Here is a 25629-nt window from a genome sequence, read left to right as displayed (position 1 = left end):
CAACTTTGATGTAGAAGCGCGGCTTCGCCGTTCACGGCAAATTGAACACGGCCTGGCGCGCACCCATATCGGCGACGCGCCCGAGTTGGAAGACACGGTAGCTGTTAGACGACGGACTCCTGTTGGATAACGACTTGGCCGAACCCCGCAGTGGAAAAACAATGATGCCGAAGATCAGGTTTCACAAGCTTGCCGCTATTGTCGTGCTCATCGGCTTCGCCGCCTGGATGGGAACAGGCGCGTTCTCGTCCGTCGGCAGCGCCGCTGTCGAAGGTGCTGGCAAGGCAGGCGATCAGGCCAAGCCGGGCGATCAGGCCAAGGCACCGGATGCAACCAAGACCGCCGAGGCCGAACCGAAGGCGTCGCTGCGCACCGTCGCGGTGGTGACGCCGCCGCGCAAGACCTATGCCCGCGCCATCCGCATTTCCGGGCTGACCGAGGCCGACAAGCGCGCCGTGCTGGCGACGCGTGTCGCCGGCGTCATCGAAAAGCTGCCGGTCAAGCAGGGCGATCACGTCAAGACCGGCGATCTGGTGCTGATGCTTGCGGCGGAAGAAAAGATCTCGATGGTCGACAATGCCAAGCAGCTCGTCGCGCAGCGCCAGGCTGAACTCGACGCATCGCTGCGGCTCATGAAGACCGGCAATCTGCCGAAGCTGCAGCTCGACACGGCGCGCTCGAACCTGACCGCGGCGCAGTCGCAGCTGGAAACGGCGCAGGCCGAGCTCGACCGCAATCTGGTCAAGGCGCCCTTCGACGGCGTCATCGACCGGGTGCCGGTGGAGCTCGGCAGTTCCGTCATGCAGGGCGGCGAGGTGGCAACCATCCTCAAGCTCGATCCGGTGATTGCGCGCGGCGAAGTCAGCGAACGCGACCTCGGCTATCTCAAGCTTGGCGACAAGGCCGCCGTCCGGCTGGTCAGCGGCCAGACCGTCGAAGGCACCGTGCGCTACATCAGCCGCGACGCCTCGTCGGCGACGCGCACCTTCCGCGTCGAGATTGCCGTGCCCAATGCCGATGGCTCCGTGCCGGCGGGCATGACGGCCGAGATTTCGCTCAGCGCGCAGCCGACCGATGCCGTCATGTTGCCGCGCTCCGTGGTGACGCTGGGCGACAAGGGCGATCTTGGCATCCGTGCCGTCGACAAGGACAACAAGGTGGTGTTCTTCCCGATCGACCTCGTTGACGACTCGCCGAAGGGCCTGGTGCTTGGCGGCATTCCAGCCGATGCCCGCGTCATCGTCGCCGGCCAGGAACTCGTCAAGGAAGGCGACGTAGTCAAGCCGGTCGAGGCCGACCAGGCGACCATCCAGAAGCTGTTGGGCGAAGCGACAACGCAGTAGCGCCGGAACGGCCCCGGCCGGGGACAGCCGGGGCGGGGACAACCGGCCGCAATGCGGCTCCTGAAATCTTGAGAACAGGCCATGGATATCGTCAAACTCGCGATCAACAATGCCCGGCTGACCATTGCGGTGCTGGTGTTCCTGCTGCTGGCGGGCTGGGTCGCCTATCAGTCGACGCCGAAGGAAGCGGAACCCGACGTTCCGATTCCGATGATGTATGTCAGCCTGATCTATCAGGGCATTTCGCCGGAGGATTCCGAGCGCCTTCTGCTGCGGCCGATGGAAAGCAAGCTGAAGAGCCTGAAGGGCCTCAAGGAAATGCGCTCGGCCGCCTTCCAGGGCGGCGGCTATGTGCTGGTCGAGTTCCAGCCGCAGACCAATCTGGCGACAGCACTTCAGGACACGCGCTCCAAGGTGCAGGACGGCAAGGCCGACCTGCCGCAGGCGGCCGAAGAGCCTGTCGTCACCGAGGTCAACATCTCCGAATTCCCGGTGCTGGTGGTGACGCTGTCGGGCGAATTGCCCGAGCGCGTGCTGACGGCTGCCGCGCGCGAACTGCGCGACCGCATCGAGGAAGTGCCTGGCGTTCTCGAAGGCTCGCTGCAGGGCGCGCGCGACGATCTTGTCGAGGTCGTCATCGACCCGATGAAGCTGTCGTCCTACGGCCTGCAGCTCGACCAGCTGATCGGCGCCGTCGGCGCCTCCAACAGCCTGGTCGCAGCCGGTAACATCGAGGGGTCGGAAGGCAAATACGCGGTCAAGGTGCCGTCGCTGATCGAAACACCAGAGGATGTGGCGTCGCTGCCGGTGGTTGCCGGACCCAACGCCGTGGTGCAGGCCAAGGACATCGCCACGGTGCGTTCGACCTTCGCCGATGCCGAGACGATCACCCGCCTCAACGGCAAGCCGGCCATCGCCATCGAAGTCAAGAAGCGCATCGGCGCCAATCTGATCGACACGCTGGCCAAGGTGCGGGAAGTGTCCGACGCCTACGTCAAGACCATGCCAGAAGGCATGAACATCACCTACACGCAGGACAAGTCGGTCTTCGTCAACCAGCTGCTGGGCGACCTGCAGAACCACGTGATGATCGCCGTCATCCTGGTGTTCATCGTCATCCTCTATGCGCTGTCCGGCCGCGCCTCGCTGCTGATCGGGCTTGCCATTCCGTCATCGTTCCTGATCGGCATCCTGCTCTTGGCGATGATGGGCTACACGATCAACATGATCGTGCTGTTCAGCCTTATCCTGGCGGTCGGCATGCTGGTCGACGACGCCATCATCGTCACCGAGTTCGCCGAGCGGCGCATGGGCGAAGGCATGCCGAAGGAGGAAGCCTTCACGCTGGCGGCCAAGCGCATGGCGGGCCCCGTCATCGCGGCCACAATGACGCGCATCGCGGCGTTTTCGCCGCTGCTGTTCTGGCCCGGCATCATCGGCGACTTCATGAAATACATGCCGATCACGCTGATCGTCACGCTGTCGGCCTCGATGCTTTATGCGCTGGTGTTCGCGCCGACGCTGGGCGCGCTTTTCGCCAAGGCGCCGGAGCATCACGAGGAACAAAATCGCGACGGCTGGTACATGGCGCTGGTCAAGCAGGCGGTGCGCTTCCCCATCACCGTGCTGGTGCTTACCGCCGTGCTTTTGACCGGCGTTGGCTTCGCCTATTCCAAATACGGCGCCGGCGTCGAGTTCTTCCCCAGCGTCGAGCCCGATTACGGCCTGCTCTATGTGCACGCCCGCGGCAATCTCTCGCTGGCCGAAATGGATACGGCGACCAGGATCGCCGAAAACCGGCTGCTCGGCTGGCCCGGCGTCAAATCGGTCTACACCCGCGTCGGCAAGACGCAGGGCGGCGGACAGGACGTGCCGGAGGACGTCGTCGGCGTCATCCAGTATGAGTTCATCGACTGGCGCGAGCGCAAATCGGCCAACCATATCCTGGACGAGTTGCGAACAGTGATGGCCGGCATTCCCGGCGTCGATGTCGAAGTGCGCGTGCCGGAGGCCGGTCCTCCCACAGGCAAGGCGGTGCAGCTGCGGCTTTCGGCCATCGATCCAAAAGGGCTTGACGACCAGGCCCGTGCGGTCGCGGCGCGCATCGCCAAGGTGCCCGGCGTCATCGACGTTTCCGACGGCCTGCCGCCGCCCGGCGTCGACTGGGCGCTCGAGGTCGACCGCGCCAAGGCGGCGCAGTACGGCATCAGCCCGACCGCGGTCGGCACCGTGGTGCAGTTGGTGACCAACGGCCTGAAGCTGTCGGAATACCGGCCGGCCGGCGCCGACGATGCCGTCGACATCAGGCTGCGCCTGCCCGAAGACCGGCGCACGCTGTCGACGCTCGATGAGCTCAGGGTGCAGACCGCGCAAGGCTCGGTGCCGATCTCCAACTTCGTCGTGCGCAAGCCGGAGCCGACCGTCGGCATCCTCAACCGCATCGATGGCGCCCGCACCGTGGTCGTCCAGGCCAACGTCGCCGCCGGCACGCAGGTCGCGGCGGTGCAGGCGGAGGTGACCAAGGCGGTCACCGACATGAAGCTCGACAACGGCATACGCTGGAAGCTGGCGGGGTCGAACGAGGACAGCGCCGAAGCCAGCGCCTTCCTCGGCAAAGCCTTCGGTGCGGCGATCTTCCTGATCTTCTTGGTGCTCTTGATGCAGTTCAACAAGTTCACCAGCGTGCTTCTGGTGCTGTCCTGCGTGGTCATGGCGACGATCGGTGTGTTCCTGGGGCTGCTGCTGACCGGCGAAGCCTTCGGCATCGTCATGTCGGGCATCGGCGTCATCGCGCTGGCCGGCGTGGTGGTGAACAACAACATCGTGCTCATCGACACCTATGACCGGCTGCGCGAAGAGGGCTGGGACAAGATGGGGGCGGTGCTGCAGACCTGCCGCGAACGTGCCCGCCCGGTCGTGCTGACGGCGGTCTCGGCCATCCTCGGCGTGCTGCCGATCGCCTTTGGCCTCGGCCTTGAAATCTTCCATCACGAGACGACGATCAACGCGCCGTCGACGCAATGGTGGATTTCGCTGTCCTCGGCCATCGTCTTCGGCCTGTCGTTCGCCACGCTGCTGACGCTGGTGGTGACGCCGTCGATGCTGATGATCTTCACGCGCAGCAAGAACAGCCGCTTCTATGCCTTCTTCCGCCGGCTGTTCGGCCGCGAAAAGAAAAGGGATGCGTCCACAGGGCCGACGCCGGGTCCGCTCGATGAGCCGGCAATCGCCTTCCCGAAAGCCGCGGAATAGCTGCATTCGACCAGTCAGACGAAAGGCCGTCCGGAACAACCGGGCGGCCTGTTGCATTGTCCCCTCGTATCCGACCAGCAAGGCGAGGGACTCTTAATGACCGTCAGCACCATCCTCATCATCGTTCTAGTCCTGATCCTGATCGGCGCCGTACCGGCCTGGCCACACTCGCGCTCCTGGGGTTATGGGCCATCGGGCATCGTCGGCATTGTGCTGGTGGTGCTGCTGATCCTGGTGCTGATGGGCAGGGTTTGATCGGGGCAAGAGACCTCTGCGATCAGCGTTTCCTCGCCCGATGAAGTGCTTGCAATAGGCATACGGCGGCGCCCGCCCCCACTCCGGCCGCTGCGCGGCCACCTCTCCCCCATGTCCATGGGGGTGAGGAAATGCCAAGCTTTTCAAGGCCACGACCTCGGCGGTTAGCATTTCCTCTCCCCCACGAATGTGGGGGTAGAGGTGGCTCGGCGAAGCCGAGACGGAGTGGGGGAGCTCCATATGCGATTGGCCCGAGATCGAGATGACGAGCACACGCTGTGCCCCCCTTGGCCACCCCGCTCCCTTGCGTATACGCTGCCCGCACAACAATCACCGAGGGAGCCATCAAGGTGAACACCGCCAACCCGCCAAGGCCTCTCGCCGAGATCGCCAGCTATCACGCCCACATCTACTATGACGGGCAAGCCGAGCGGCAGCACGCCGAATGGCTGCGCCTGCGCATCGGCGAACGCTTCCGCGTGCGCCTGGGCAACTGGCGCGACGAGCCGGTCGGCCCGCACGAACAGGCCATGTACCAGGTCTCCTTCGCCACCGAGATTTTCGCCACGCTGGTCCCCTGGCTGATGCTGAACCACGGCGGCCTCAGCATCCTCATCCACCCCAACACCACCAACCCCAAGCGCGACCATCTGGTCGATCCGATCTGGATCGGGCGGCCGCTGGGGGTTCATGGCGAGGTGCTGGGTGAAGAGGATGAAGCGGAAGAGGCGCTGGAGGTGAACACGGAGCCGACGCTGGGGGCGTAGGGAGGCGTTCTGCAAAGTAGAGACTTGGCCTTGGAGACGCGTTCGCCAGTAGCCTAGCTGAGGCATGCATGACAGGCCGCTTTGCGCCTCAAGCCGTATCCTATGCCTTCATCATTGCTTCGTCGAAGGTGCCGAACCAGCGCGGGGCCGTTGGAGCGATGGACCATCAATTGATGGCAAGGGAGAGTTCTCCTTGGTCGCCGGTACGCCGAGGCGGGGTCGCCGAATAGGCAAAGATTGCAATAGAGGAGGCAGCCGGCACTCGTTCCCGCAGGGTCGGGCGCACCCGTTCGTACGGAGCAACTGGCGCTCCGCACGAGGGACAGGGCAACTCACTGGTGACTGGGTGCGTGCCTGACGAAGCTCTTCGTTTCGGCTGAGATAAATGCTCTCACTTACGGAACATCGCAGGTTCGTCGAAGTTGGAAAGCTACGGAGGACGTGCACATGAACAGTGTCATCTATCTTATCGGCCTTATCGTTGTCGTGCTCGCGGTCCTCTCCTTCCTCGGTTTTCACTAGGTGGCCTCATGCAGCATGAGAACGATCAGGGCGGACAGCCCACCGATTTCGACAAGGCGAAAAGCGACGTCTCCGACAGACTTCGCCAGGAAAATGAGCGTGCCAGCGAGTTGCTTCACGACGCGCGGGACGAGGTGACCCGTAAGGCTGGCGACTATGCATCTGAAGCCACGCAGGTCATCTCCGACAAGGCGGAGGAGGCGCAGCGCGACATCGGATCGAGCTTGGCGGCGTTGGGTGGTGCACTGCGAGCGGCCAGCGATCACCTTGCCAGCAACGATGAAAGGAACGCATCGAAATTCGCTTTGGATGCTGCCAGTGGCCTTGAGCGGCTTTCATCGTCCTTGAAACAGAAGCCCTTTAGCCAAGTCCTTGATGACGTGCAGTCCTTCGGCCGGCAAAATCCCGGTGTCCTGCTTGCGGGATCGGTGTTGGCCGGATTGGCTCTCGGGCGGTTCATCAAGGCTTCTCCGTCGGCAAGGCCCGATTCTGAGGCCGCTCCGGGAGGCCTCAGATCACACACCGATCAGCCACAGGGTTGGTCCGCTGATCGTCCACAAGATTTTGGCGTGGTCGGCGATGATGGCGCCACGCAGATCGCGGAGCAGGACAGATGAATAACCAGGACAATCCCAGCCTTGCCGGGCTAGTCACCGATTTGGCCCAGAATGTCACCACTCTGGTGCAAACCGAGGCGAGGCTGTTTCGGGCCGAGCTCTCTGAAAAGCTTACCAAAGCCGGAGCAGGTGCTGCGGAAGTGCTGGGCGGCGCGATTTGCCTGCTCGCCGCGCTCTTGGTGTTGCTGCAGGCGCTCATTATCGCACTGACGCGGGCAGGGCTTGGCGCGGGGTGGTCTTCCCTGCTGGTCGGTGTGGTCGTGGCGGTCCTCGGCGTCATCCTGCTGCGGACCGGGACGGCCAGCATGGCGCCTTCGGAACTTACCCCCGACCGGACCCAGGGACAGCTCAAGCGCGACGCGAGCGCGATTAAGGAACAGGTGAGATGAACGAGAAATCCGCAGCCGAACTTGAACGCGAGGCCGAGGCGGCTCGCGCTCGGGTGATGGAGACCGCCGAATCCATTCGAGGCAAGATGACGCCTGGACAATTGCTGGATGAGTTCACCGGGCTGTTCTCGGGAGGGGAGAGCGCGGCCATGCTCAGCAATCTCAGAACGCAGGTCCGAGACAATCCTTTGCCGGTCACCATGGTGGGCGCAGGTCTGGCCTGGCTGATGTTCGGCAGCGGTACCTCAAACACCATCCAACGTTCGGATGACTACCGATTGCCTTCAGCGCCGGGACAACATGATGTAGCAGGGGAGCGCGGCGGCTTGGGCGGCACGCTCTCCGATGCCGCGGAATCGCTCTCCTCGAGCGCTGCCAGCGCCGGCGACACCATATCGAGCACCGCAAGAGCCGCTGCGGCGAGTCTGACGGGAAGCGCTGCCAATGCAAGCTCGACGGCTGGGGACATGGCGGCGAAAGCCAGCCGCTCCGCGCAAGATCTGTTGGAGGATCAACCCTTGGCCGTAGCGGCCGTCGGTCTCGCCATCGGCGCCGCCATAGGTGCAATGCTGCCCCATACCGCAACGGAGGACGAGCAACTAGGCGCCTATGGCGACAAGCTTCGCGATTCCGCCGAAACTTTGCTCGACAGGGGCCTCGATGAGGCCAAGCAGGTCGCCGCCGACGCCTATGAGACCATCAAGCAGGAAGCTGGCCGGCAAGATATGGAAGCAGACACGATAGCCGATCAGCTCGGCGAGATCGTGAAGTCCACAGCAGACAAGACCGAGCATGCCGTGCGCGAACGAATTTCCGATACGTCTCAGCGCCAAACCTAGCTTGATGATCCTGGATCAACGATAGCCGGCCTCTCCAGAAAGGGGCCGGTGTTGTCCGTCAAACGGTGACCCGCTCGAGTCACTTCAGAGCCGTGTGCGGACTGATGTCCCTTGCCGATAGTAATCCAGCGAATCAGGTTCTCTGGATTGTTGGCCAACCCGCCGCCGATAAGACGCGGTCAGCAAAACTGGCATCTAGGCGAGGACCGACATTGCACTTGAAGTTCGCAGACCGAGGATGCCGGTCCGCTCTGGGACGTAGGGCGACACCCCACTTCACCCCCCAGCCAACCGCGGCAGCAGGAAAATCTCCGCTCCCTGTGGCAGTTCCTTCGACCAGGTATCGCGATAGATCGTACCGTCGATCGCCACCGCAATGCCCTTCTCGATCCAGGGCTCGATGCCGGGATACTGTTCAGCCAGCTTCCTGAACAGCTCCCTTATGTCCTTGGCCTCGACCTCGATCTTGCTCTGGCCGCCGGCGAGCTGGCCCAGCGCGCCCCAGAGCGTGACTTCGACCATTAGGGCAAGAACCTCATTTTTGCCCTAGCCTCCCCGTTCCGCCTCGATCGCGGCGAGAACCCGTGGCGGCGACATCGGGATGTGGGTCATGCGCACGCCGGCGGCGTTGGAGACCGCGTTGGCGATCGCCGCCAGCGGCGGCACGATCGAGGTTTCGCCGACGCCGCGCACGCCATAGGGGTGGTTGGGATTGGGTATCTCGAGGATCTGCGTGTCGATCATCGGCAGGTCCGAGCAGACCGGGATGCGGTAGTCGAGGAAGCCGGCGTTCTGGAGACGCCCGTCCTTTCCGTAGATGTACTCCTCGTTGAGCGCCCAGCCGATGCCTTGCGCGGCGCCGCCCTGGTACTGGCCCTCGACATAGGTGGGGTGCACCGCCTTGCCGGCATCCTGGATCACCGTGTAGCGGATCACCCTGGTCGAGCCGGTATCGGGGTCGACCTCGATGTCGCATATATGGGTGGCGAAGGAGACGCCGGCGCCGTCGGCGACGAGCTCGCTGTGGCCGGCGATCGGCCCGCCGGTCTTGCCGGACGCGGCGGCGATCTCCTTCAGCGAGAGGGCTGCAAGATTGCCGTACTTCTCGCCCTTGGCGATGGCGTGGCCGTTTTCCCAGACCACGTCGTCGACGGGGATGTCCCACGTCTGGGCGGCGCGCTCACGCAGGATCTTGATGGCGTTGCGGGCGGCCGAGATGGTCGCCATCGAGGACGAGAAGGTGCCGCGGCTGCCGTCGGTCATGTCGTTGTAGCCGAGCGAGGAGGTGTCGGCGACCACCGCCTTGAGCTGGGCATAGTCGATGCCGAGCTCCTCCGCCGCCACCAGCGACAGCGACGCGCGCGAACCGCCGACGTCCACCGTGCCGACGGCCAGCGACACCGAGCCGTCCATGCCGATGTTCAGGTCCACGCAGGTCTGGCCGCCGAAATTGAACCAGAAGCCGCAGGCCATGCCGCGGCCCTGGTTCTTGCTCAGCGGCGCCTTCATGTGCGGATGGTGCTTGGCCGCCTCCAGCGTCGGGCCGATGCCGATCGGGCCGTAGACCGGACCGTAGGAGGAGCGGGTGCCTTCCTGCGCGGCGTTCTTGATGCGGAACTCGACCGGGTCCATGCCGAGTTCCTTGGCCAGCTCGTCGACTGCACTTTCCACCGCGAACGCCGCCATCGGCGCGGAGGGCGCGCGATAGGCCGCGGTCTTCGGCCGGTTGACCAGCACTTCGAAGCCGACGGTCTGGACGTTATCGAGCTTGTAGCAGGCGAAGGCCGTCATGGCGCCGATCTCGGCCCAGGTGCCGGCATAGGGACCGCTGGTGTAGCGCAGCGTCGCTTCGGCGGCAGTGATGGTGCCGTCCTTGCGGGCGCCGATCTTCACGTCGATCGAGGTGGCGCTGGTCGGACCCGAGGCGCGGAACACCTCGTCGCGGGTCATGACGAGCTTGACCGGCCGACCGGCCTTGCGCGACAGCGCCAGCGCCACCGGCTCGGCCCAGACATGGGTCTTGCCGCCGAAGCCGCCGCCGATCTCCGAGGAGGTGACGCGCAGCTTCGAGGCTTCCAGCCCGAGCAGTTGCGCACAATGCTGGCGGTAGACGAAATGGCCCTGCGTGCAGACCCAGAGGTCGGCGGTGCCGTCCGACGAGACGCTCGCCACGCAGGCATGCGGCTCGATATAGCCCTGATGCGTCTGCTCGGTCTTGAAGGAGCGCTCGACAATGACATCGGCGTGGCCAAAGCCCTGATGGACATCGCCATGGCCAAACTGGCTGCGCTTGGTGACGTTGGACGGCTTTGCCGGCTTTTCCTCGAGACCCTCGGTGAAGATCGTGTCGTTGATCAAGGGGGCGGTGTGCTTCATCGCCTCGTCGACATCGGTCACATGCGGCAACAGCTCGTATTCGACCTCGATGAGCTTCAGCGCCTGCCTGGCCGTGCGGGCATCGACGGCGGCGACCGCGGCCACGGCGTGGCCGTCATAGAGCGCCTTGCCGCGCGCCATGCAATTGTCGAGGACGTCATACATGGCGGCGTCGCCATCGGTGAGGTCGGGCAGGTCGGCGGCGGTGATCACCGCTTTCACGCCGGCCAGCTTTTCCGCTTTCGAAGTGTCGATCTTGAGGATCCTGGCATGCGCATGCGGGCTGCGCAGGACACGCCCGACCAGCTGTCCCGCCATGTTGAAGTCGGCGCCGTAACGGGCGCGTCCCGTCACCTTGTCGACGCCGTCGGGACGGATAGGCCGCGTGCCGACGGAGGAGAATTTGCGGCCCGAAAAGCGTGGATCGAAGTTCATGCGTGCGCTCCCTTCATCACATTGGCCGCATCCTGGACCGCGCGCACGATCTTGTCGTAGCCGGTGCAGCGGCAGAGGTTTCCGGCGAGGCCGAAGCGGATTTCTTCCTCGGTCGGATCGGGGTTCTTGGCCAAAAGGTCCTTCGCCGCGATCAGGAAGCCCGGCGTGCAGATGCCGCATTGCAAGGCTGCATGCTCGAGGAATTTCTGCTGCAGCGGATGCAACTGATCGCCATGCGCCATGCCCTCGACGGTTTCGATATGCCGGCCTTCGGCTTCAGCGCCAAGCACAAGGCAGGAGCAGACCAGCCGATTGTCGAGAATGATCGAGCAGGCGCCGCAGTCGCCGGTGCCGCAGCCTTCCTTGGCGCCGGTCAGCCCGAGCCGATCGCGCAGGACGTCGAGCAACGTCTCGTCGGGCTGGCAAAGGTATTCGACGTGATCGCCGTTGATTGTCGTTGAAACTGCTACACCGGCCATCATTTGCCTCCTGCGCGTGCGTAGGCGGTCGTCGCGGCCCGTCCGGCCAGCACGCCCGCAACTTTTCGTCTGAACTCGATGGTGCCGCGCTTGTCGTCGATGGGGCGGCAGGCCCCAGCGCAGATCTTGGCGAGCCGCTCAAGTGCCGCCTCGTCCAGCTTCCTGCCGATGAGAGCCTCGGCTGCTTCTTCCACCAGAAGCACGGTCGGGGCCGCGGCGCCCAGCGCGACGCGCGCGGCCGTGATGACGCCATGCTCGTCGAGCGACAGCTTCACGCCGGCGCTGACCACGGCGATGTCCATCTCGGTGCGCGGAATGAACCTGAGATAGGCGTCGCCCGAACGCGGCTCCCGCTTGCCGAGCAGGATCGCCTCGACGATCTCACCCTTGGTGAGCGAGGTCTTGCCGGGCCCGATCGGCACGGCCTCGACAGGAATGGTGCGCTTGCCCGAGGGGCCGGCAACCACGGCCTTGGCGGCGGCGGCCACCAAGGCCGGGACGCTGTCGGCGGCCGGCGATGCGTTGCACAGATTGCCAACGATGGTGCAGCGGCCCTGGACCTGTTTCGAGCCGATCAGCTTCGACGCTTCGACGACACCGGGCCAGGCCTTCTTCAGAACCGAGCTCTCGCCCAGGACGGCGCAGGGGACGGTGGCGCCGATGCTGAAGCCGTCGGCCGTCTCCCTGATCTCGCTCAAGCCCTCGATCGCCTTGATGTCGACGATCAGGTCGGGATCGACAAACCCGCCCTTCATCCGAACGAGGAGGTCACTGCCTCCAGCGAGAATGGCTGATGTGCCGGAAGCGTCGGCCAGCAGGCCAACGGCGTCTTCGATTGAAAGCGGACGTATGTAACGCATCGTCTCCCCTTGGTGATGGTGATCTCGCCGACCGTTATAAACAGTCTCCTCATAATGACCATCCGGTTGCTGATTTCCAGCGATTGGGCCAGCACCGCGAGAGAGATTTTTGTCTAAAGTCTTTGTTTTGATGCATGTCGTTGTCCCAGAACCGCGCACACTTCTGGGCGACATGCATTTAAGCGGCGTCTTTTGCATTGTCGAGGCTGATGCCGATGTCCTTCAATGCCTCGGCCACGGCCTCGTCCAGCGGCGTGTGCGGGACTTCGCCGATGATGCTTGCCAGCCGGTCGGACACGAGCCGGTGCGGTTCGAAGCGCAGATAGGACATCGAGACGATCTCGCGCCACATCGCCACGAACGGGCTGCCGGCGCGCAGCACCCACCACGGCATGAAGGTCAGTTTCAGCGGCCGGCCAAGCGCCTTCTCGGCCGCGGCCTTGATGTCCATGTCGGTGACGGCGTGGCCGGGGAAGTTGAGCGCCTCAAAGAAGCCGAGCTTGCCCTGATTGCGCGCCAGGCCGACGAAGCCGATGGCGAAGTCCGGCAAATAGGCCCATTCGTGCACGAGGTTGGCAGGGCCAGGCGCGGTGTAGACGCCCTTGCTCATCTTGGCGGCGACGACGAGGTCGAACCATGATCCGCTGCCGGTGCCGCCGAAGAAATCGCCGGCGCGCAGGATGATGGTGCGGACGCGGCCGGCATCGGCCTCGCGGCGAAACAGCGCTTCCATGGCGCAGCGGATGCGGCCCTTCTCGGTGGTCGGACGGAATGGCGTGTCTTCGGTGACCACCTCAGGCATCGGCGAGCCGTAATTGTAGACAGTGCCGGGGAAAAGATGCAGCGCGCCATTGGCATGGCAGGCGGCCATGACGTTCTCCGCCATTGGCAGACACTTGCCCCAGTCGGTGTAGATCGGGTTGAGGCCGTTGAAGATGATGTCGACGCCTTGCGTGGCGCGGATCAGCGCCTCGCGGTCGAGCGCATCGCCGGCGACGGCGGTGGCGCCCTTGAGTTCGGCTGGGACCTTGCCGCTGCGGGTGACGGCGCGGACGTCGAAACCGGCGTCGATGAAGGCTTTGCCAACCACGCGGCCGAGCCGGCCATTGGCCCCCAGAATTGCGATCTTGGTCATTTTTCTTCTCCGTGTTGGTGTTTGCACGGCGAATATGATGCCTCCATATGCGAATGAAAATTGACTATCAATGCAGCTTTGTTATTCATAAATGAATGGAAGACATCGACTGGAACCTGATCAAGAGTTTCGTCACCGTGGCGGAGACCGGCAGCCTGTCGGCCGCGGCGCGCAAACTGTCGGCCAGCCAACCGACGCTCGGGCGTCACATCGGTGAGCTCGAACAGGCGTTGGGCGTCACCTTGTTCCGGCGCGGGCGGCGCGGCTATGCGCTGACGGAAGCAGGCGCCACGCTGTTCGAACGCGGCAGAGCGGTGAGCGAGCAGGCGAGCGCGTTCGCACTATTGGCATTGGGCTCGGTCGAGGCGATCGAAGGCACGGTGCGCATTGCCGCCAGCGAGGTGGTGGCGGCCTATGTGCTGCCGAAGATGACGGCGCGGCTCGGCATCGAGGAGCCCGGCATCGAGGTCGAGATCGTCGCCTCGAACCAGGTCGAGAACCTGCTGCGAAGGGATGCCGACATCGCCATCCGCATGGTCAAGCCGGCGCAGAACGAGCTGACGGCGCGCAAGGTCTGCGATATCAAGCTCTGCTGCTGCGCGGCGAAATCCTATCTCGACCAGCACGGCCGCCCGCTCAAGCCCGCCGATCTTCTCGACCACCCGCTGATCGGCTTCGACCGCAGCGACGAGATGATCCGGGGCTTTACCCAAGCCGGCATCCCCGTCACCCGAAGCAGCTTCCGCTTCAGGGCCGACAACCAGATCGTTCTGTGGGAAGCGCTGCGGGCGGGAAACGGCGTCGGTCTTGGCCAGGAGCCGCTGGCCGACAGCGACCCGTCGCTGGAGAAACTGCTGCCCGGCCTGCCACTGCCCAGCCTGCCGGTGTGGCTGGCCATGCATCGCGACGTGCGCACCAGCGTGCGCATCCGCCGCGTAGCGGATTTCCTCTACGAGGAGCTGAAGCGCTATTCGGCGGGGGCGGCCGCGAATTCGGCGCGGTGAGCGAGCCCGGCCATCAAAAGCACGACGATCAACAGCCCCGACATGGCGACGAAGATCGGCCCGAAGCTGGAATGCTCGGCGACGAAGCCGATCGCCGACGGCGCCACCAATATGCCGGAATAGCCCATGGTGGTGACGACGCTCATGCCGGTGCCCGACGACATGCCTTCCTGGTTGCCGCCGGCCGAGAAGATGATCGGCACCATATTGGCGATGCCGAAGCCGCAGAGAGCAAAAGCCGCGATGGCGATCCAGGGCGAAGGCGACAGGCCGGCGACCAGCATGCCGGCGGCGGCGACCACCGCCGAGCCGCGCAGCGTCGCCACCGCGCCGAAGCGGTTGCGCACGCCGTCGCCGAAGAAGCGCATGACCGCCATGACGCCGGAGAAGGCGGCGTAGGCAAGGCCGGCGATGGCGAGGTCGGCGCCGAGCTCCTGCCTGAGATAAAGCGCTGCCCAGTCGAGCACGGCGCCCTCGGAAATCATCGTCAGCAGCGCCATCAGCCCGACCAGGTAGACCAGCGGGTTGGCCGGCAGCGTAAATTTGTGATGTTCGGCCGCCTGCGGCTTGTCTTCGGCGATGAGGTAGCCGACCGCCACGGCAATGACGGCAAAAGCGATGATCGTGACTACAGCCGCATGGGCGAGGTGGCCGTAAGTCTGGATGGCGTAACCGCCCAGACCGCCACCGGCGAAACCGCCGAGGCTCCAGAAGCCGTGCGAGGACGACATGATGGCGCGGGACAGCCTGCGCTCGACCACCACGGCATTGGCGTTCATGGCGACATCCATGCCGCCGATCGAGCCGCCGAAGATGATCATGGCGATCGACGCCAGCGGCACGTTGGGCGCCAGCGCCACGACCAGCAGGCCGAGGCTGCCGCACAGGCCAAACCAGCGCAACACGGTGCGCGAGCCATGCCTGGAGATCAGATGGCCGCACCAGCTCATGGCCGCGACCGCGCCGACGCCGAACAGAAGGATCAGCAGACCGAGGGTGAATTTCGAGATGTCGAGCCGGGTCAGGAACACCGGAATCTGCGGCGCCCAGCTGCCGGTCAGGAAGCCGTTGCCGAGGAAGATGCTTGCTACAGCCCATCGCCCGCGAATGGCGCTCTGCATGGTGTTTTGCGCGTTCATGGCCCGAATCCGGTCAAAGAATGGCTTTGCGCGGCAAATTAGATCGATTCAATTTCTCGTCAAGCGCTTGGCTGCGAAAAGCTTGTGGGCCACATCTAAGGGGAAACCATTGGGCAGCGTTCCTTCGCGCCCCCCTCTGTCCTGCCGGACATCTCCCCCACAAGTGGGGAGATTGGCGGCTTCGGCGCCTCGCTTATTCTTGCACCGCTGGCGATTGGCTAGAGCCTGCGTGACGGCCAATCTCCCCCCAAGTGGGGGAGATGTCCGGCAGGACAGAGGGGGGCGCTGTCCCGCCGACGTCAATCCTGTGAACCGCGCGCTACTTCAATGATCCCTCGGCCGCCTCGCCTCGAATTCCGCCTTCTTGGCGTCCGAAGCCTCGGTCTGGTTCAGCGCCTGCCATTGCGCATAGGGCATGCCGTAGACGATTTCGCGCGACTGGTCCTTGCCGAGATCGACGCCCTCAGCCTCGGCCGCTTCGCGATACCAGTTCGACAGGCAGTTGCGGCAGAAGCCGGCGAGGTTCATCAGGTCGATGTTTTGCACATCGCTGCGCTCGCGCAGATGATCGACCAGCCGGCGGAAGGCCGCGGCCTCGAAATCGCGTTTCTGGTCATCGCTGAGTTCGGTCATTGCCTTGGGTCCTCACAGCGGCCCGGTGCGCGAGCCGAACATCTTCACCTGATGTATATCGGGACGGCGGTCGATGGCGTCAACGATCGGCGCCAGCCGTTCCGCCCAGGCCAGCGCCCCCTTGCGGTCTGATATCAGGTCCTGGCGGATCTCGATCAGCGCATGGGCAAAGCCGTTGACGATGGCGTGCTTGAACATGGTGTCGCCGCGCAACGCGCCGTCATAGGGTTCATTGTCGCCAACGACGAGGTTTTTATCCTGCGCCAGCATGTCGATCAGCGGCCGCGCCACGCGGTCGTCGAGGTCCCACAATATGCCGACATGCCAAGGGCGGATGAAGCCCTGCATGACAGGGGTGAAGGAGTGTACGGAGAAGATGAGCGGCGCTTTGCCTGAGGCGTGCGCCACCGACGCGATCATGGCGCCGACCGCGTCCTGATAAGGCCGGTAGAAGCCGTCGAGCCGCCTTTCGCGTTCGGCCGGTGCCATAGGGTAGTTTCCCGGCACGACAGTGCCGTCATAGAGCTGGCGGATCAGCGTCGGGTCGTCCTCGCCGCGATTGGGATCGATCAGCAGCCGCGAAAAATTGGCGATCACCGCCGGCACGTCGAGCGCTGCGGCCAGTTCGCGCGTCACCGTCTCGACACCGATGTCGTAGGCGATATGGCGATCGAGTTCCGCCGCCGGCAAGCCGAGACTGCCATACTCCTCCGGCAGGTCGCGGCGGGCATGGTCGGCGACAAGCACGATGCCTCGCTTGCGGTCGCCTTCGACGATATCGAAAGGCGCGAAAACTGTGGATCGGGTCATTGGCTGGAAAGGTCTGTTCGCTGGCTTCCGGGGAGGGTGGTATCGTCATTCCCACGAAGAGGACTGTTGCGCAATGCCGTTGTTTGGCCACGGTTTCTGCGAAAATCCTGTGACGCGCGGCAGATCGCGTGTCGGGGGCCTTTCTAAATCGATTGGAATTGGACAGAACGGCGCGTTGACATGCGCCCGGACTTTTCCGAAAAGGGGCGCTGAGAGATGCAGATGACGTTATTGAGGGGTTTCGGGATGGGTTCCGCCGGCAGGCCGCGTGCGCGCACCGCCTTTGCCGTGCCGCTCCTGACCCTGACGCTAGGGCTCACCGCGCTGGTCGCGGCTTCGCCTGCCCGCGCCGATTTCCGCGTCTGCAACGCCACGCAGAACCTGGTCGGCGTCGGCATCGGCTACCGCGCCAAGGCAGGCTGGATCACCGAGGGGTGGTGGCACATCGAAGGATCGAGCTGCAAGACGCTGATCGAAGGTCCGCTGTCATCGAGGTTTTACTATCTTTATGCAGAAGACGCCGAGCGCGGCGGGCGCTGGGATGGCCCGATCAACATGTGCGTGGCCGAAAAAGAATTCAAGATTGCCGGCGTTACCGATTGCGTCGCCCGGGGCTTCCAGCGCGCCGGATTCCAGGAATATGACACGGGCGAGCAGGCAAGCTGGATGGTCCAGCTGACCGATGAGTCCACAACGGGAGGCGCTCCAGCCGCCCCGGGAACAAACAGTCAATGAGACGTAGCCGCAAGGTCAAGATCCTCGCCACCATCGGTCCTGCCTCCTCGTCCGAGGAGATGCTGCAGAAGCTGTTCGAAGCCGGCGCCGATGTCTTCCGCATCAATATGAGCCACACCGATCACGAGCTGATGCGCACGCTGGTCGGCCGCATCCGCGCGGTCGAGGAAAAGGTCGGCCGTCCGATCGGCATCCTGGCCGATTTGCAGGGACCGAAGCTGCGCGTCGGCAAGTTCGCCAACGGCAAGGAGGTGCTGACCCCGGGCCAGACCTTCACCCTCGACAACAATCCCGAGCCCGGCACGTCGACCCGCGTCTACCTGCCGCATCCCGAAATCCTGAGTTCGGTCGAGGCCGGCCACCGTCTGTTGATCGACGATGGCAAGCTGGAGCTCAGGGCGGTGAAGAGCGACGGCAAGTCGATCACCTGCGCGGTCGTCGCCGGCACCACCATTTCCGACAAGAAGGGCGTCAGCCTGCCCGACACCGACCTGCCGGTCGGTGCGCTGACCGAAAAGGACCGCAAGGACCTCGATGCGGTGCTGGCGGAAAGCGTCGACTGGGTGGCGCTGTCGTTCGTGCAGCGGCCGGAGGATTTGGCGGAAGCCCGCAAGATCGCGCGCGGCCGGGCGCTTATCATGGCCAAGATCGAAAAGCCGCAGGCGGTAGCCCGGCTGGCCGAAATCATCGAACTCTCCGACGCGCTGATGGTCGCCCGCGGCGATCTCGGTGTGGAAATGCCGCTGGAAGCGGTGCCCGGCATCCAGAAGCAGATCACGCGCGCCGCGCGCCGCGCCGGCAAGCCGGTGGTGGTCGCCACGCAAATGCTGGAATCGATGATCACCGCGCCGGTGCCGACCCGCGCCGAGGTCTCCGACGTGTCGATCGCCGTGTTCGAGGGCGCCGACGCCATCATGCTTTCAGCCGAATCCGCTGCCGGCGCCTATCCGGTCGAGGCGGTGGCGATGATGAACCGCATCGCCACCAAGGTCGAAACCGACCCGACCTATGCCGGCATCATCAACGCGCAGCGCTCGGAACCGGAAGCAACCGGCGCCGACGCCATTTCGCTCGCCGCCCGCGAGATTGCCGAGACGCTGAAACTGTCGGCGATCATCACCTATACGGCGTCGGGCACCACCGGCCTGCGCGCCGCGCGCGAGCGGCCGCAAGTGCCGATCATCGCGCTGTCGCCGATCCTCAACACGGCGCGGCGGCTGTCGCTTTTGTGGGGCACGCATTGCGTCGTCTCGCCCGACGCCAGCGACCTCGACGACATGGTCGATCGCGCCTGCCGCATCGCTTTCGAAGAGGGGTTCGGCCAGCCGGGCGACCGCGTCATCATCACGGCGGGCGTGCCGCTGAGGACGCCGGGTTCGACCAACATGCTGCGCATCGCCTATGTCGGATCGGACGTGCAGGCCACCCGCAACATAGGCTGAGACCTCGTCACAGTCCGCAGCGCTCTTGCCGCACCTTCGGCGTGATCGATACGCTGAAGGAAGCGGCGTGCCCGTGGAACGGGGTCGTGCAGGTACTGGTCCGGACCCAGCATCTTTCGCCGGTTGAGTTCGACTGTGTCGAGCAGATCGAAATCGACCGTGGCGATCGTGCAGTGCCACCCGGGATTGCGCGACGCCCAGCCCCTCTCGTGGTGTTCCAAAAGCTGCTCGCGGGCGGAATAGCCGTGATAGTCGAACGCGATCACGCCGTTGGTCGCGTAAATATGGTTCCCGGAAAAGCCCTCGCCGGGAATGATCCGTTCGCCGTAAAATCCTTCCAGAGGAGCATGCTCGAGAAAGGCGCCAGCAAGAATGGCGCACGCGCCATAGCCGAAGAAGATGCGGTCCGGCAACGCCCATCGCTTCTCCGGGTTTCTTTGATGCCGTGTTTCAGGACATACATTGCGATCAGGTCGGGGCCAGTTCCGCGTCGGGCACGGTGATGTCGGGGCATCGCCCCTCATTGTAGGCGTCGCCGGCGATGCGTGCTTCCACGGTTTTTGCCATTGCCTGCAGGTCGACGACCTTGCCGGCGACTTTCTTGATCGCGCCGACGACGAGGTCGGAGGCGATCCAATCCGGCTTGTGGCCGAGATTGTGGACCCAGATCAGTTCGGCGCCGGGGATGTCCCTGACCAGGCCGACCGAATGGATCGAGGCATAGACCACCTTGTCGCGGTCGCCCGAGATGACGATCGTCGGCGCTGTGATGTCGCGGTAATGCGGCGCGGCCTTCAGCGTATAGTCGTAGAGGCCGGCGACATCGATGGCGTTGGCGCGGAAAGCGCCGGGACGCAGCACCAGCGGAATCGAGGCATTGCCGACATAGCCTTCCGGCACCTTGTTGGGAGAAAACACGCAGGCCGTGGCGCTGTCCATCTGCAGCGTGCCTGCCGGATAGGTCAATGTCTCCGAGAACAGCCAGCCGATGATGGGGGTGGCGGTCAGCTTGTAGTACCAGGCGGTCGCGCCGCCCGGCCAGGGGTGGCTGACCGGCGACAGAAAGACCAGCCCGAGCGTCTTCTCCGGGTGTTCGCGGCCAAAGGCGGCGGTGATCACGCCGCCAAAGGAATGGCCGACCATGATCGCATTGTGGATGCCGAGACGGTCCATCAGCCTGGCGATGGTGTCGGCCTGCGCCGACGGGCTCTCATTGCCGGGGCCGCGTGCCGACCAGCCAAAGCCCGGCCGGTCGAGGAAGACCATCTCCGCGCGGCCTTCGAGCAAAGGCCTGATCGGCAGCATCTGATCCCTGAGGTTGGCGCTGGCGCCGTGGATGAAGACGATGGCCGGCAGCTCTGCATTTTGCGGAGCCGGCACGTGGACATAGTGGATGCGGGTGCCGTCGATGTCGGCAAATTCGCCGGCCGGCGGGTTGCGCCACTCGATCAGCCACGCGCCGGCGCGGGTGACACCGGCCAGGGCAAAGACGAGCGCGAGGAGGAAGGCACAGGCGGCGTAGATGAGGTTCATGCGCGGAGATACGGGGGTGGAGGGGGATAAGTTCTAGGGAGTAGGGAGTAGGGAGTAGGGAGTAGGGAGTAGGGAGGTGGCGTCTCGACCAATCTTCTCTACTGACTACTCGCTAATCCCTAATTCCTACTGCCTAATCAAATTCCTTCGCCGGCAAGCTCTTCCGAAATTGCCGCGACCTGGTCCTGGGCGCTGCGCATCATCGGATAGATGGTAAGCACCTTCTGCCAGGCTTCGAGCGCCGATTGCTTGTGGCCGGTGGCGGCCATGATCTGGGCCAGGCCGGAAAGCGCGCCGAAATGGCGCGGTTCCAGCTGCAGCGTCTGGTCGATGTCGGACATCGATTTCCCGAAATTCTTCATCATGTAGTGCACGGTGGCGCGCCGGTTCCAGCCTTCGGCATATTTTGGCTGCAGGATGACGACCTGGTCGAGGAAGTCGAGGGCGACGTCGAACTTCTGGTCGTCCATCGCCTTTTGCGACCATTGCATCATCAGGTCGATCGAGGCGCTGCCGGACTGGAACCATTCGCCCCAGATGCGCCCGGCGATGCGCTCGGCCGCCTTTTCGTTGCGCTCGCGCTTCAGCTCGGCAAACAGTTGGTCGAGCCTGGCTTCCCTGGTCAGGGCAACCGGCGGCTTTGCCGGCGGATCGTCCGCCGACGCCGGAGCGACGCCGAAAAGAAACAGGGTCGCCAAAAATGCAAAAAGAATCCGCATCACCGGAATCTAACCCCGGACGGCGGATCGTCAAACTGAAATTAGCGTGAAAGTGCCTGGAACCAGGCAATTACCATCGTATGGACGGAGACAACGAGCCTCCGGCCGAACACTCAGCCCTGGCGCGCCTTGTAGCGTGGAGCGGTCTTGTTGATGATGTAGACGCGGCCCTTGCGGCGAACCAGCTGGTTGTCGCGGTGACGCGCCTTCAGCGCCTTGAGCGAATTCTTGATCTTCATGGTCTTGCCCGTCGGTCTGGGCCCTATCCGGGCCGAATTATTAAGGCGCGCCTGAAAAGCGCGCCTTGAACTTGCGGTGGCTCATAAACGAGGAGCCTTGCCCGTGTCAACCGCAAGCGTGCTGGATAGAGGCCGAGAATGGCTTTGGCCATCAAATATCCGCCATCTCGGCTCCACGCCATTGCGCAGCCGAAGACGGGCTGGAATGGTGCGGCACCCGCAAGCCGATTTGGAGACCTCCATGCGCCTGTTGTTTGTGTCCGCGAGCCTTGCCGTTCTGGCAGCCGCCTCCATCGCGCAGGCGCAGGAATGCGACCGCAACGACGACAGCCAGCAGATGATGAACATCTGCGCCGGCGAGGACTATCGGGCGGCCGATGCCAAGCTCAACCAGGCCTACAAGGATCTCGTCGGTCGCAACGACGACAAGGGCAGGAAGCTGCTGCAGGTCGCGCAACGCGCCTGGATCGCCTTCCGCGACGCCGAATGCGCCTATACGACGACAGACAGCGAGGGCGGCTCCATCCATCCGATGGAGGTTTCACAATGCCTGACCGAACTGACGGACCAGCGCATCAAACAGCTCACCGCGGGCGCCAATTGTAGGGAAGGCGATGCGAGTTGCGCCAGCCCCGACGAGGACGGAGATCTGAACGACGAGCTGCAATAGGGCTCGAGCCACGCCCTCGCGCAAAGTGCCGGAATGGCTTAGCTACGGCGGCTGATGCGCGTGAAATGGCCCATCTTGCGGCCTGGGCGCGCTTCCGCCTTGCCGTAGAGATGCAGCATCAGATCGGGCTCGGCGAGCAAAGCGGGTACGCGCAGCACATCGTCGCCGATCAGGTTTTCCATGACGCAGTTTGAATGCCGGCCAGGGTTGCCCAGCGGCAGGCCGGCAATGGCGCGGATATGCTGCTCGAATTGCGAAACGATGCAGGCGGCTTCCGTCCAGTGGCCGGAATTGTGCACGCGCGGCGCCATTTCGTTGGCCAGCAGCGTGCCATCGGCAAGAACGAAGAACTCGACGCCGATGACGCCGACATAGTCGAGGGCCGACAGGATTTTCGCTGCCGACCCCTGTGCCGTCGCCGCCGTCTCCAGCCTGATCTGGGCCGGCAGGGTCGAGGTATGCAGGATGCCGTCGCGGTGGACGTTCTCAGCCGGATCGTAGGCGGCGACCGCGCCGTCCAACCCGCGCGCGGCGATGACCGAGATTTCGCGCTCGAAAGCGACGAAGGATTCGAGGATCAGCGGCACATTGCCCATGGTCTCGCATGTGCCGGCAAAGCCGCCCGTCTCCATGTTGCGGAAGACGCGCTGGCCCTTGCCGTCATAGCCCATGCGGCGGGTTTTCAAGATGCCGCTGCCACCGAACTCTCTCAGCGCCGCCGTCAGCTCGTCGTCATTGTCGACGGAGCGGAAATCCGCTGTCCTGATGCCGATGCCGTTCAGGAATAGCTTCTCCGCCACCCGGTCCTGGGCGACTTCCAGCGCCCTGGGTGGCGGATAGACCGGGACCTTGGCGGCGAGCGCGCCGGCAGCCGCTACCGGCACATTCTCGAATTCGTAGGTGACGACGGCGCTGACTGCCGCCAGTTCGGCAAGGGCGTCCGCATCGTCATAGGCGGCGGTGATCTGGCGGTTGGCGACCTGAGCCGCCGGGCAATCGGCCTGCGGTTCGAGGATAATTGTGCGGTAGCCGAGGCGCGCTGCGGCAACAGCCAGCATGCGGCCGAGCTGGCCGCCGCCGATGATGCCGATGCTCGATCCCGCGGGCAGGCTCACGGCGCGTCCGTCGGTTCGGTGGCGACCCTGGCGGTTTGGGCGGTGCGCCAGGCATCCAGGCGGGCGGCAAGTTCTTCGTCGTTCAGCGCCAGCACGGCGGCCGCCAGAAGGGCGGCGTTGGCCGCACCCGCCTTGCCGATGGCAAGCGTGCCGACCGGAATGCCGGCCGGCATCTGGACGATGGAGAGCAGCGAATCCTGGCCTGACAGCGCCTTCGATTCGACCGGCACGCCGAACACCGGCAGCGGCGTCAGAGCCGCCGTCATGCCGGGCAGGTGGGCGGCGCCGCCGGCCCCGGCGATGATCACCTTGTAGCCGGCCGCCTTGGCGCCTTTGGCGAAATCATAGAGGCGGTCCGGGGTGCGGTGGGCGGAGACGATCAGCCGCTTGTGCGGAATGCTCAGCGCCTCCAGCGTTTCGGCGGCGTGGCGCATCGTCGCCCAGTCGGACTGGCTGCCCATGATGATGGCGACGTCGGCGCGGTGGTCGGTCAAGCGCATGCTCCCGGCGGTAAAGGCGCGCCTTAGCGGAATTCGGGCTGGCCCGCAAGGATGGCGGCCGCCGCAGCCTAGTCCGGCCAGCGCAGGGCGCCGGATGAATCCTTTCGCGGCTGTCTCATCGCATCCGTCGGCCTGTCGGCCGCGGTGAGCACGGCGCGCAGCTGCTCGGCGACGATCTCGGCCTCGCCGGGGTGCAGATTGCACGGGTCGAGGAAGAAATGGCCGCGCTCGGCCTCGTGGTTGCGCACGATGATGGGCGGCGATCCGGCCGCCAATGCCGAGGCGAGGCCGGCGGCGGTGAAGCGGCTTTTGGGCAAGACAAAGATTTGCAGCCGGTCGAGCGGATTGGCGGTCGGGTCGGGAATGATGTTTGCGACGATGCCGGGTATTCCCTGTAGCGAATCCCTCCACAGATTGAGCGCCGCTTCCTCGCGCCGGCGGATGCCGGCATGGTCGCGCTTTTCCCAGGCTTCGAGCGCAGCCATGGTGCCGGCGATGCTTTCCTTGCCGACCTTCATGGCGCGGGCGACGCCGCGGTTCTGCAGATAGGCGGCGCGGACAAGATCCTTGCGTCCCGTAACGATGCCGCTGGTTGGCCCCGAAAGGAATTTGTGGCCGCTGTAGACGACGATGTCGGCGCCGCGCGCCAGGAAGCTGCGCAGGTCATATTCGGAAGCCGCGTCGACGATCACCGGCACGCCCCTGGCGTGGCAGATTTCGCAGAATTCCTCGAGGGAAAGCATGCCGTACTGCACGGTGTGGTGCGCGACGACATAGAGTGCTGCCGCCGTGCGCTCATTGATCGCTTCGCGCAGGTGATAGTCCTGGGTGACGCTGACGGTACCGGCTGGAATGACCTTGGCGCCGGCGACGCGGATCGACTGGTCGATCGGCGCGCCGTAATTGACGATATGGCCAAGCTGGATGACGACTTCGGACTTCAGGCCTTCGGTGTCGTCGGGCAGCCGTTCGATCGCCAGCAAATTGGTGCCGGTCATCGCCCCGGCGATCGCCATTGTGATGCCTGAGGCGCAGCAGGCGGTGATGAAGCCGGCCTCGCCGCCGGTGAGGCGGGCGGTGATCACGCTTGCGGCGCGCTGCAGATCGTCCATCTCCACCCATTGCGAGGCGATCTCGGCCATGGCGCTGATCGCCTCGGGAACGATGATCGAGGCGCCGAGGGTCGTCATCGTGCCGGAGACGTTGATGATCGGCCTCAGTCCCAGCCGTTCACGGATCGTGGTGTTGGAGCCGGTGTCGGAATAGGTTTTCATGTTCAGCAATCCCTTGACGGTCAGGCGGCGATCTCGACGACCGCTTCGATTTCGACGGTGATGTTTCCAGGCAGCGAGCCGACCCCGATCGCCGAGCGTGCATGGCCGCCGATCTTGTCGAAGACGCTGGCGAACAGGTCCGAGCAGCCATTGACCACTTTCGGGTGGTCGCTGAAGGTCGGCGTCGCATTGACGAAGCCGAGCAATTTGACGACGCGCACGATGCGGCCGAGATCGCCGGCGGCGGCGTGCATGACGGCGAGCAGGTTGAGGCCGGTGAGGCGGGCATGCTCATAGGCCTGCTCGACGGTGACGTCCTCGCCGACCTTGCCGGTGCACAGCGTGCCGTCGGCGCGCAGCGGCCCTTGACCCGAAAGAAAGATCAGCCGGCCGCTTTCCGCATGGGTGACGAAATTGGCGATCGGCGTCGGCGGCTCGGGCAGCGTCAGGCCGAGCTCGGCGAGCCGGATGTAAGGCGTCATGGAAGAATTCTCCTTGGGCCGGCCTGTTGTTTTACGCAATTCCCAAGGGAAAGCGCTTCGCGCTT

The 25629-nt window shown here is 64.5% G+C and carries 26 protein-coding genes and 1 pseudogene; 11 read left to right on the top strand and 16 right to left on the bottom strand.

Features of this window, described 5'->3' with window-relative positions:
• Nucleotides 1-164: 164 nt before the first annotated feature.
• From AC3EMP_RS01485 to AC3EMP_RS01455, 7 genes are all read left to right on the top strand, one after another.
• Nucleotides 165-1343: an efflux RND transporter periplasmic adaptor subunit gene (locus AC3EMP_RS01485; RefSeq protein WP_031197462.1), complete on the top strand. Its 1179-nt coding sequence runs from the start codon at nt 165-167 to the stop codon at nt 1341-1343.
• A gap of 81 nt (nt 1344-1424) precedes the next feature.
• Nucleotides 1425-4595, top strand: coding sequence for an efflux RND transporter permease subunit (locus AC3EMP_RS01480; protein ID WP_352712260.1), 3171 nt, complete (start codon nt 1425-1427; stop codon nt 4593-4595).
• A 96-nt stretch (nt 4596-4691) separates the two neighbouring features.
• Nucleotides 4692-4850 carry a DUF3309 family protein gene (locus tag AC3EMP_RS01475; protein ID WP_023734747.1) on the top strand — a complete coding sequence of 53 codons (159 nt, stop codon included), beginning with the start codon at nt 4692-4694 and terminating at the stop codon, nt 4848-4850.
• A gap of 350 nt (nt 4851-5200) precedes the next feature.
• Nucleotides 5201-5617, top strand: coding sequence for a DOPA 4,5-dioxygenase family protein (locus AC3EMP_RS01470; RefSeq protein ID WP_023690511.1), 417 nt, complete (start codon nt 5201-5203; stop codon nt 5615-5617).
• A 530-nt stretch (nt 5618-6147) separates the two neighbouring features.
• A complete protein-coding gene (locus tag AC3EMP_RS01465) occupies nt 6148-6756 on the top strand; it encodes a hypothetical protein (protein ID WP_023822303.1) in 609 nt (202 codons plus the stop codon).
• Entirely contained in the window at nt 6753-7145 is a 393-nt protein-coding gene (locus AC3EMP_RS01460) for a phage holin family protein (RefSeq protein WP_023693628.1), read from the top strand. The genes AC3EMP_RS01465 and AC3EMP_RS01460 overlap by 4 nt, the downstream gene beginning before the upstream one ends.
• A gap of 56 nt (nt 7146-7201) precedes the next feature.
• The gene (locus tag AC3EMP_RS01455) at nt 7202-7984 is read left to right on the top strand and encodes a hypothetical protein (RefSeq protein WP_352544144.1); all 783 of its coding nucleotides are present in this window, start codon (nt 7202-7204) and stop codon (nt 7982-7984) included.
• A 276-nt stretch (nt 7985-8260) separates the two neighbouring features.
• Here the strand turns inward: AC3EMP_RS01455 and AC3EMP_RS01450 are convergent, their stop codons facing one another.
• The 5 genes from AC3EMP_RS01450 to AC3EMP_RS01430 form a co-directional block, all read right to left on the bottom strand.
• Nucleotides 8261-8506 carry a MoaD/ThiS family protein gene (locus AC3EMP_RS01450; RefSeq protein ID WP_023690044.1) on the bottom strand — a complete coding sequence of 82 codons (246 nt, stop codon included), beginning with the start codon at nt 8504-8506 and terminating at the stop codon, nt 8261-8263.
• A gap of 24 nt (nt 8507-8530) precedes the next feature.
• Nucleotides 8531-10795 (bottom strand): xanthine dehydrogenase family protein molybdopterin-binding subunit, encoded by a 2265-nt coding sequence (locus AC3EMP_RS01445; protein ID WP_023690045.1) that lies wholly within the window; start codon nt 10793-10795, stop codon nt 8531-8533.
• Nucleotides 10792-11274 carry a (2Fe-2S)-binding protein gene (locus tag AC3EMP_RS01440; protein ID WP_023684040.1) on the bottom strand — a complete coding sequence of 161 codons (483 nt, stop codon included), beginning with the start codon at nt 11272-11274 and terminating at the stop codon, nt 10792-10794. Before AC3EMP_RS01440 ends, AC3EMP_RS01445 begins: the two co-directional genes overlap by 4 nt.
• Nucleotides 11274-12134 (bottom strand): FAD binding domain-containing protein, encoded by an 861-nt coding sequence (locus tag AC3EMP_RS01435; protein ID WP_023816392.1) that lies wholly within the window; start codon nt 12132-12134, stop codon nt 11274-11276. The genes AC3EMP_RS01440 and AC3EMP_RS01435 overlap by 1 nt, the downstream gene beginning before the upstream one ends.
• A 178-nt stretch (nt 12135-12312) precedes the next feature.
• Nucleotides 12313-13269 carry an SDR family oxidoreductase gene (locus AC3EMP_RS01430; protein ID WP_023834960.1) on the bottom strand — a complete coding sequence of 319 codons (957 nt, stop codon included), beginning with the start codon at nt 13267-13269 and terminating at the stop codon, nt 12313-12315.
• 95 nt (nt 13270-13364) lie between these two features.
• On the opposite strand from AC3EMP_RS01430, the gene AC3EMP_RS01425 reads away from it, so the two are divergent.
• Complete coding sequence (locus AC3EMP_RS01425) at nt 13365-14273, top strand: LysR family transcriptional regulator (RefSeq protein WP_023724474.1); 909 nt, start codon at nt 13365-13367, stop codon at nt 14271-14273.
• Here AC3EMP_RS01425 and AC3EMP_RS01420 read toward each other — a convergent pair.
• The 3 genes from AC3EMP_RS01420 to AC3EMP_RS01410 all read right to left on the bottom strand — a co-directional run bounded on the left by AC3EMP_RS01420 (nt 14237) and on the right by AC3EMP_RS01410 (nt 16855).
• Complete coding sequence (locus AC3EMP_RS01420) at nt 14237-15412, bottom strand: MFS transporter (RefSeq protein ID WP_352514802.1); 1176 nt, start codon at nt 15410-15412, stop codon at nt 14237-14239. The two genes, AC3EMP_RS01425 and AC3EMP_RS01420, sit on opposite strands and share 37 nt — an antisense overlap.
• Nucleotides 15413-15736: 324 nt before the next feature.
• Nucleotides 15737-16045, bottom strand: a complete 309-nt coding sequence (locus AC3EMP_RS01415; RefSeq protein ID WP_023673120.1) for a DUF1244 domain-containing protein — start codon at nt 16043-16045, stop codon at nt 15737-15739.
• A gap of 12 nt (nt 16046-16057) precedes the next feature.
• Nucleotides 16058-16855 carry an N-formylglutamate amidohydrolase gene (locus AC3EMP_RS01410; RefSeq protein WP_023690052.1) on the bottom strand — a complete coding sequence of 266 codons (798 nt, stop codon included), beginning with the start codon at nt 16853-16855 and terminating at the stop codon, nt 16058-16060.
• A gap of 246 nt (nt 16856-17101) precedes the next feature.
• Here AC3EMP_RS01410 and AC3EMP_RS01405 point away from each other — a divergent pair, with 246 nt between their 5' ends.
• Both AC3EMP_RS01405 and pyk read left to right on the top strand, forming a co-directional pair.
• Nucleotides 17102-17590 carry a DUF1036 domain-containing protein gene (locus AC3EMP_RS01405; protein WP_023673118.1) on the top strand — a complete coding sequence of 163 codons (489 nt, stop codon included), beginning with the start codon at nt 17102-17104 and terminating at the stop codon, nt 17588-17590.
• The gene (gene pyk / locus AC3EMP_RS01400) at nt 17587-19032 is read left to right on the top strand and encodes a pyruvate kinase (RefSeq protein WP_023690053.1); all 1446 of its coding nucleotides are present in this window, start codon (nt 17587-17589) and stop codon (nt 19030-19032) included. The genes AC3EMP_RS01405 and pyk overlap by 4 nt, the downstream gene beginning before the upstream one ends.
• On the opposite strand, the pseudogene AC3EMP_RS01395 reads toward pyk, so the two are convergent.
• The 4 genes and pseudogenes from AC3EMP_RS01395 to ykgO form a co-directional block, all read right to left on the bottom strand.
• Nucleotides 18990-19495, bottom strand: a pseudogene (locus AC3EMP_RS01395) (hypothetical protein). The gene pyk and the pseudogene AC3EMP_RS01395 sit on opposite strands and share 43 nt — an antisense overlap.
• 5 nt (nt 19496-19500) lie before the next feature.
• The gene (locus AC3EMP_RS01390; RefSeq protein WP_023673115.1) at nt 19501-20565 is read right to left on the bottom strand and encodes an alpha/beta fold hydrolase; all 1065 of its coding nucleotides are present in this window, start codon (nt 20563-20565) and stop codon (nt 19501-19503) included.
• Nucleotides 20566-20702: 137 nt separating this feature from the next.
• Entirely contained in the window at nt 20703-21284 is a 582-nt protein-coding gene (locus tag AC3EMP_RS01385) for a tetratricopeptide repeat protein (RefSeq protein WP_023684032.1), read from the bottom strand.
• 113 nt (nt 21285-21397) lie between these two features.
• Nucleotides 21398-21523: a type B 50S ribosomal protein L36 gene (ykgO, locus tag AC3EMP_RS01380; protein ID WP_006327841.1), complete on the bottom strand. Its 126-nt coding sequence runs from the start codon at nt 21521-21523 to the stop codon at nt 21398-21400.
• 241 nt (nt 21524-21764) lie between these two features.
• On the opposite strand from ykgO, the gene AC3EMP_RS01375 reads away from it, so the two are divergent.
• Complete coding sequence (locus AC3EMP_RS01375; RefSeq protein WP_023702777.1) at nt 21765-22193, top strand: lysozyme inhibitor LprI family protein; 429 nt, start codon at nt 21765-21767, stop codon at nt 22191-22193.
• 38 nt (nt 22194-22231) lie between these two features.
• On the opposite strand, the gene AC3EMP_RS01370 is transcribed toward AC3EMP_RS01375, so the two are convergent.
• The 4 genes from AC3EMP_RS01370 to AC3EMP_RS01355 all read right to left on the bottom strand — a co-directional run bounded on the left by AC3EMP_RS01370 (nt 22232) and on the right by AC3EMP_RS01355 (nt 25564).
• Nucleotides 22232-23308, bottom strand: a complete 1077-nt coding sequence (locus AC3EMP_RS01370) for a 5-(carboxyamino)imidazole ribonucleotide synthase (RefSeq protein ID WP_023698471.1) — start codon at nt 23306-23308, stop codon at nt 22232-22234.
• Entirely contained in the window at nt 23305-23802 is a 498-nt protein-coding gene (gene purE, locus AC3EMP_RS01365; RefSeq protein ID WP_023730826.1) for a 5-(carboxyamino)imidazole ribonucleotide mutase, read from the bottom strand. Before purE ends, AC3EMP_RS01370 begins: the two co-directional genes overlap by 4 nt.
• 74 nt (nt 23803-23876) lie before the next feature.
• Nucleotides 23877-25082 (bottom strand): aminotransferase class V-fold PLP-dependent enzyme, encoded by a 1206-nt coding sequence (locus AC3EMP_RS01360; protein ID WP_031195646.1) that lies wholly within the window; start codon nt 25080-25082, stop codon nt 23877-23879.
• 20 nt (nt 25083-25102) lie between these two features.
• The gene (locus AC3EMP_RS01355) at nt 25103-25564 is read right to left on the bottom strand and encodes a RidA family protein (RefSeq protein ID WP_023673109.1); all 462 of its coding nucleotides are present in this window, start codon (nt 25562-25564) and stop codon (nt 25103-25105) included.
• Nucleotides 25565-25629 lie beyond the last annotated feature (65 nt).

This window comes from Mesorhizobium sp. P160219, from assembly GCF_057786095.1.
The sequence above is the reverse complement of the archived record's forward strand: the minus strand, read 5'-3'. Positions and strand labels throughout refer to the sequence as shown.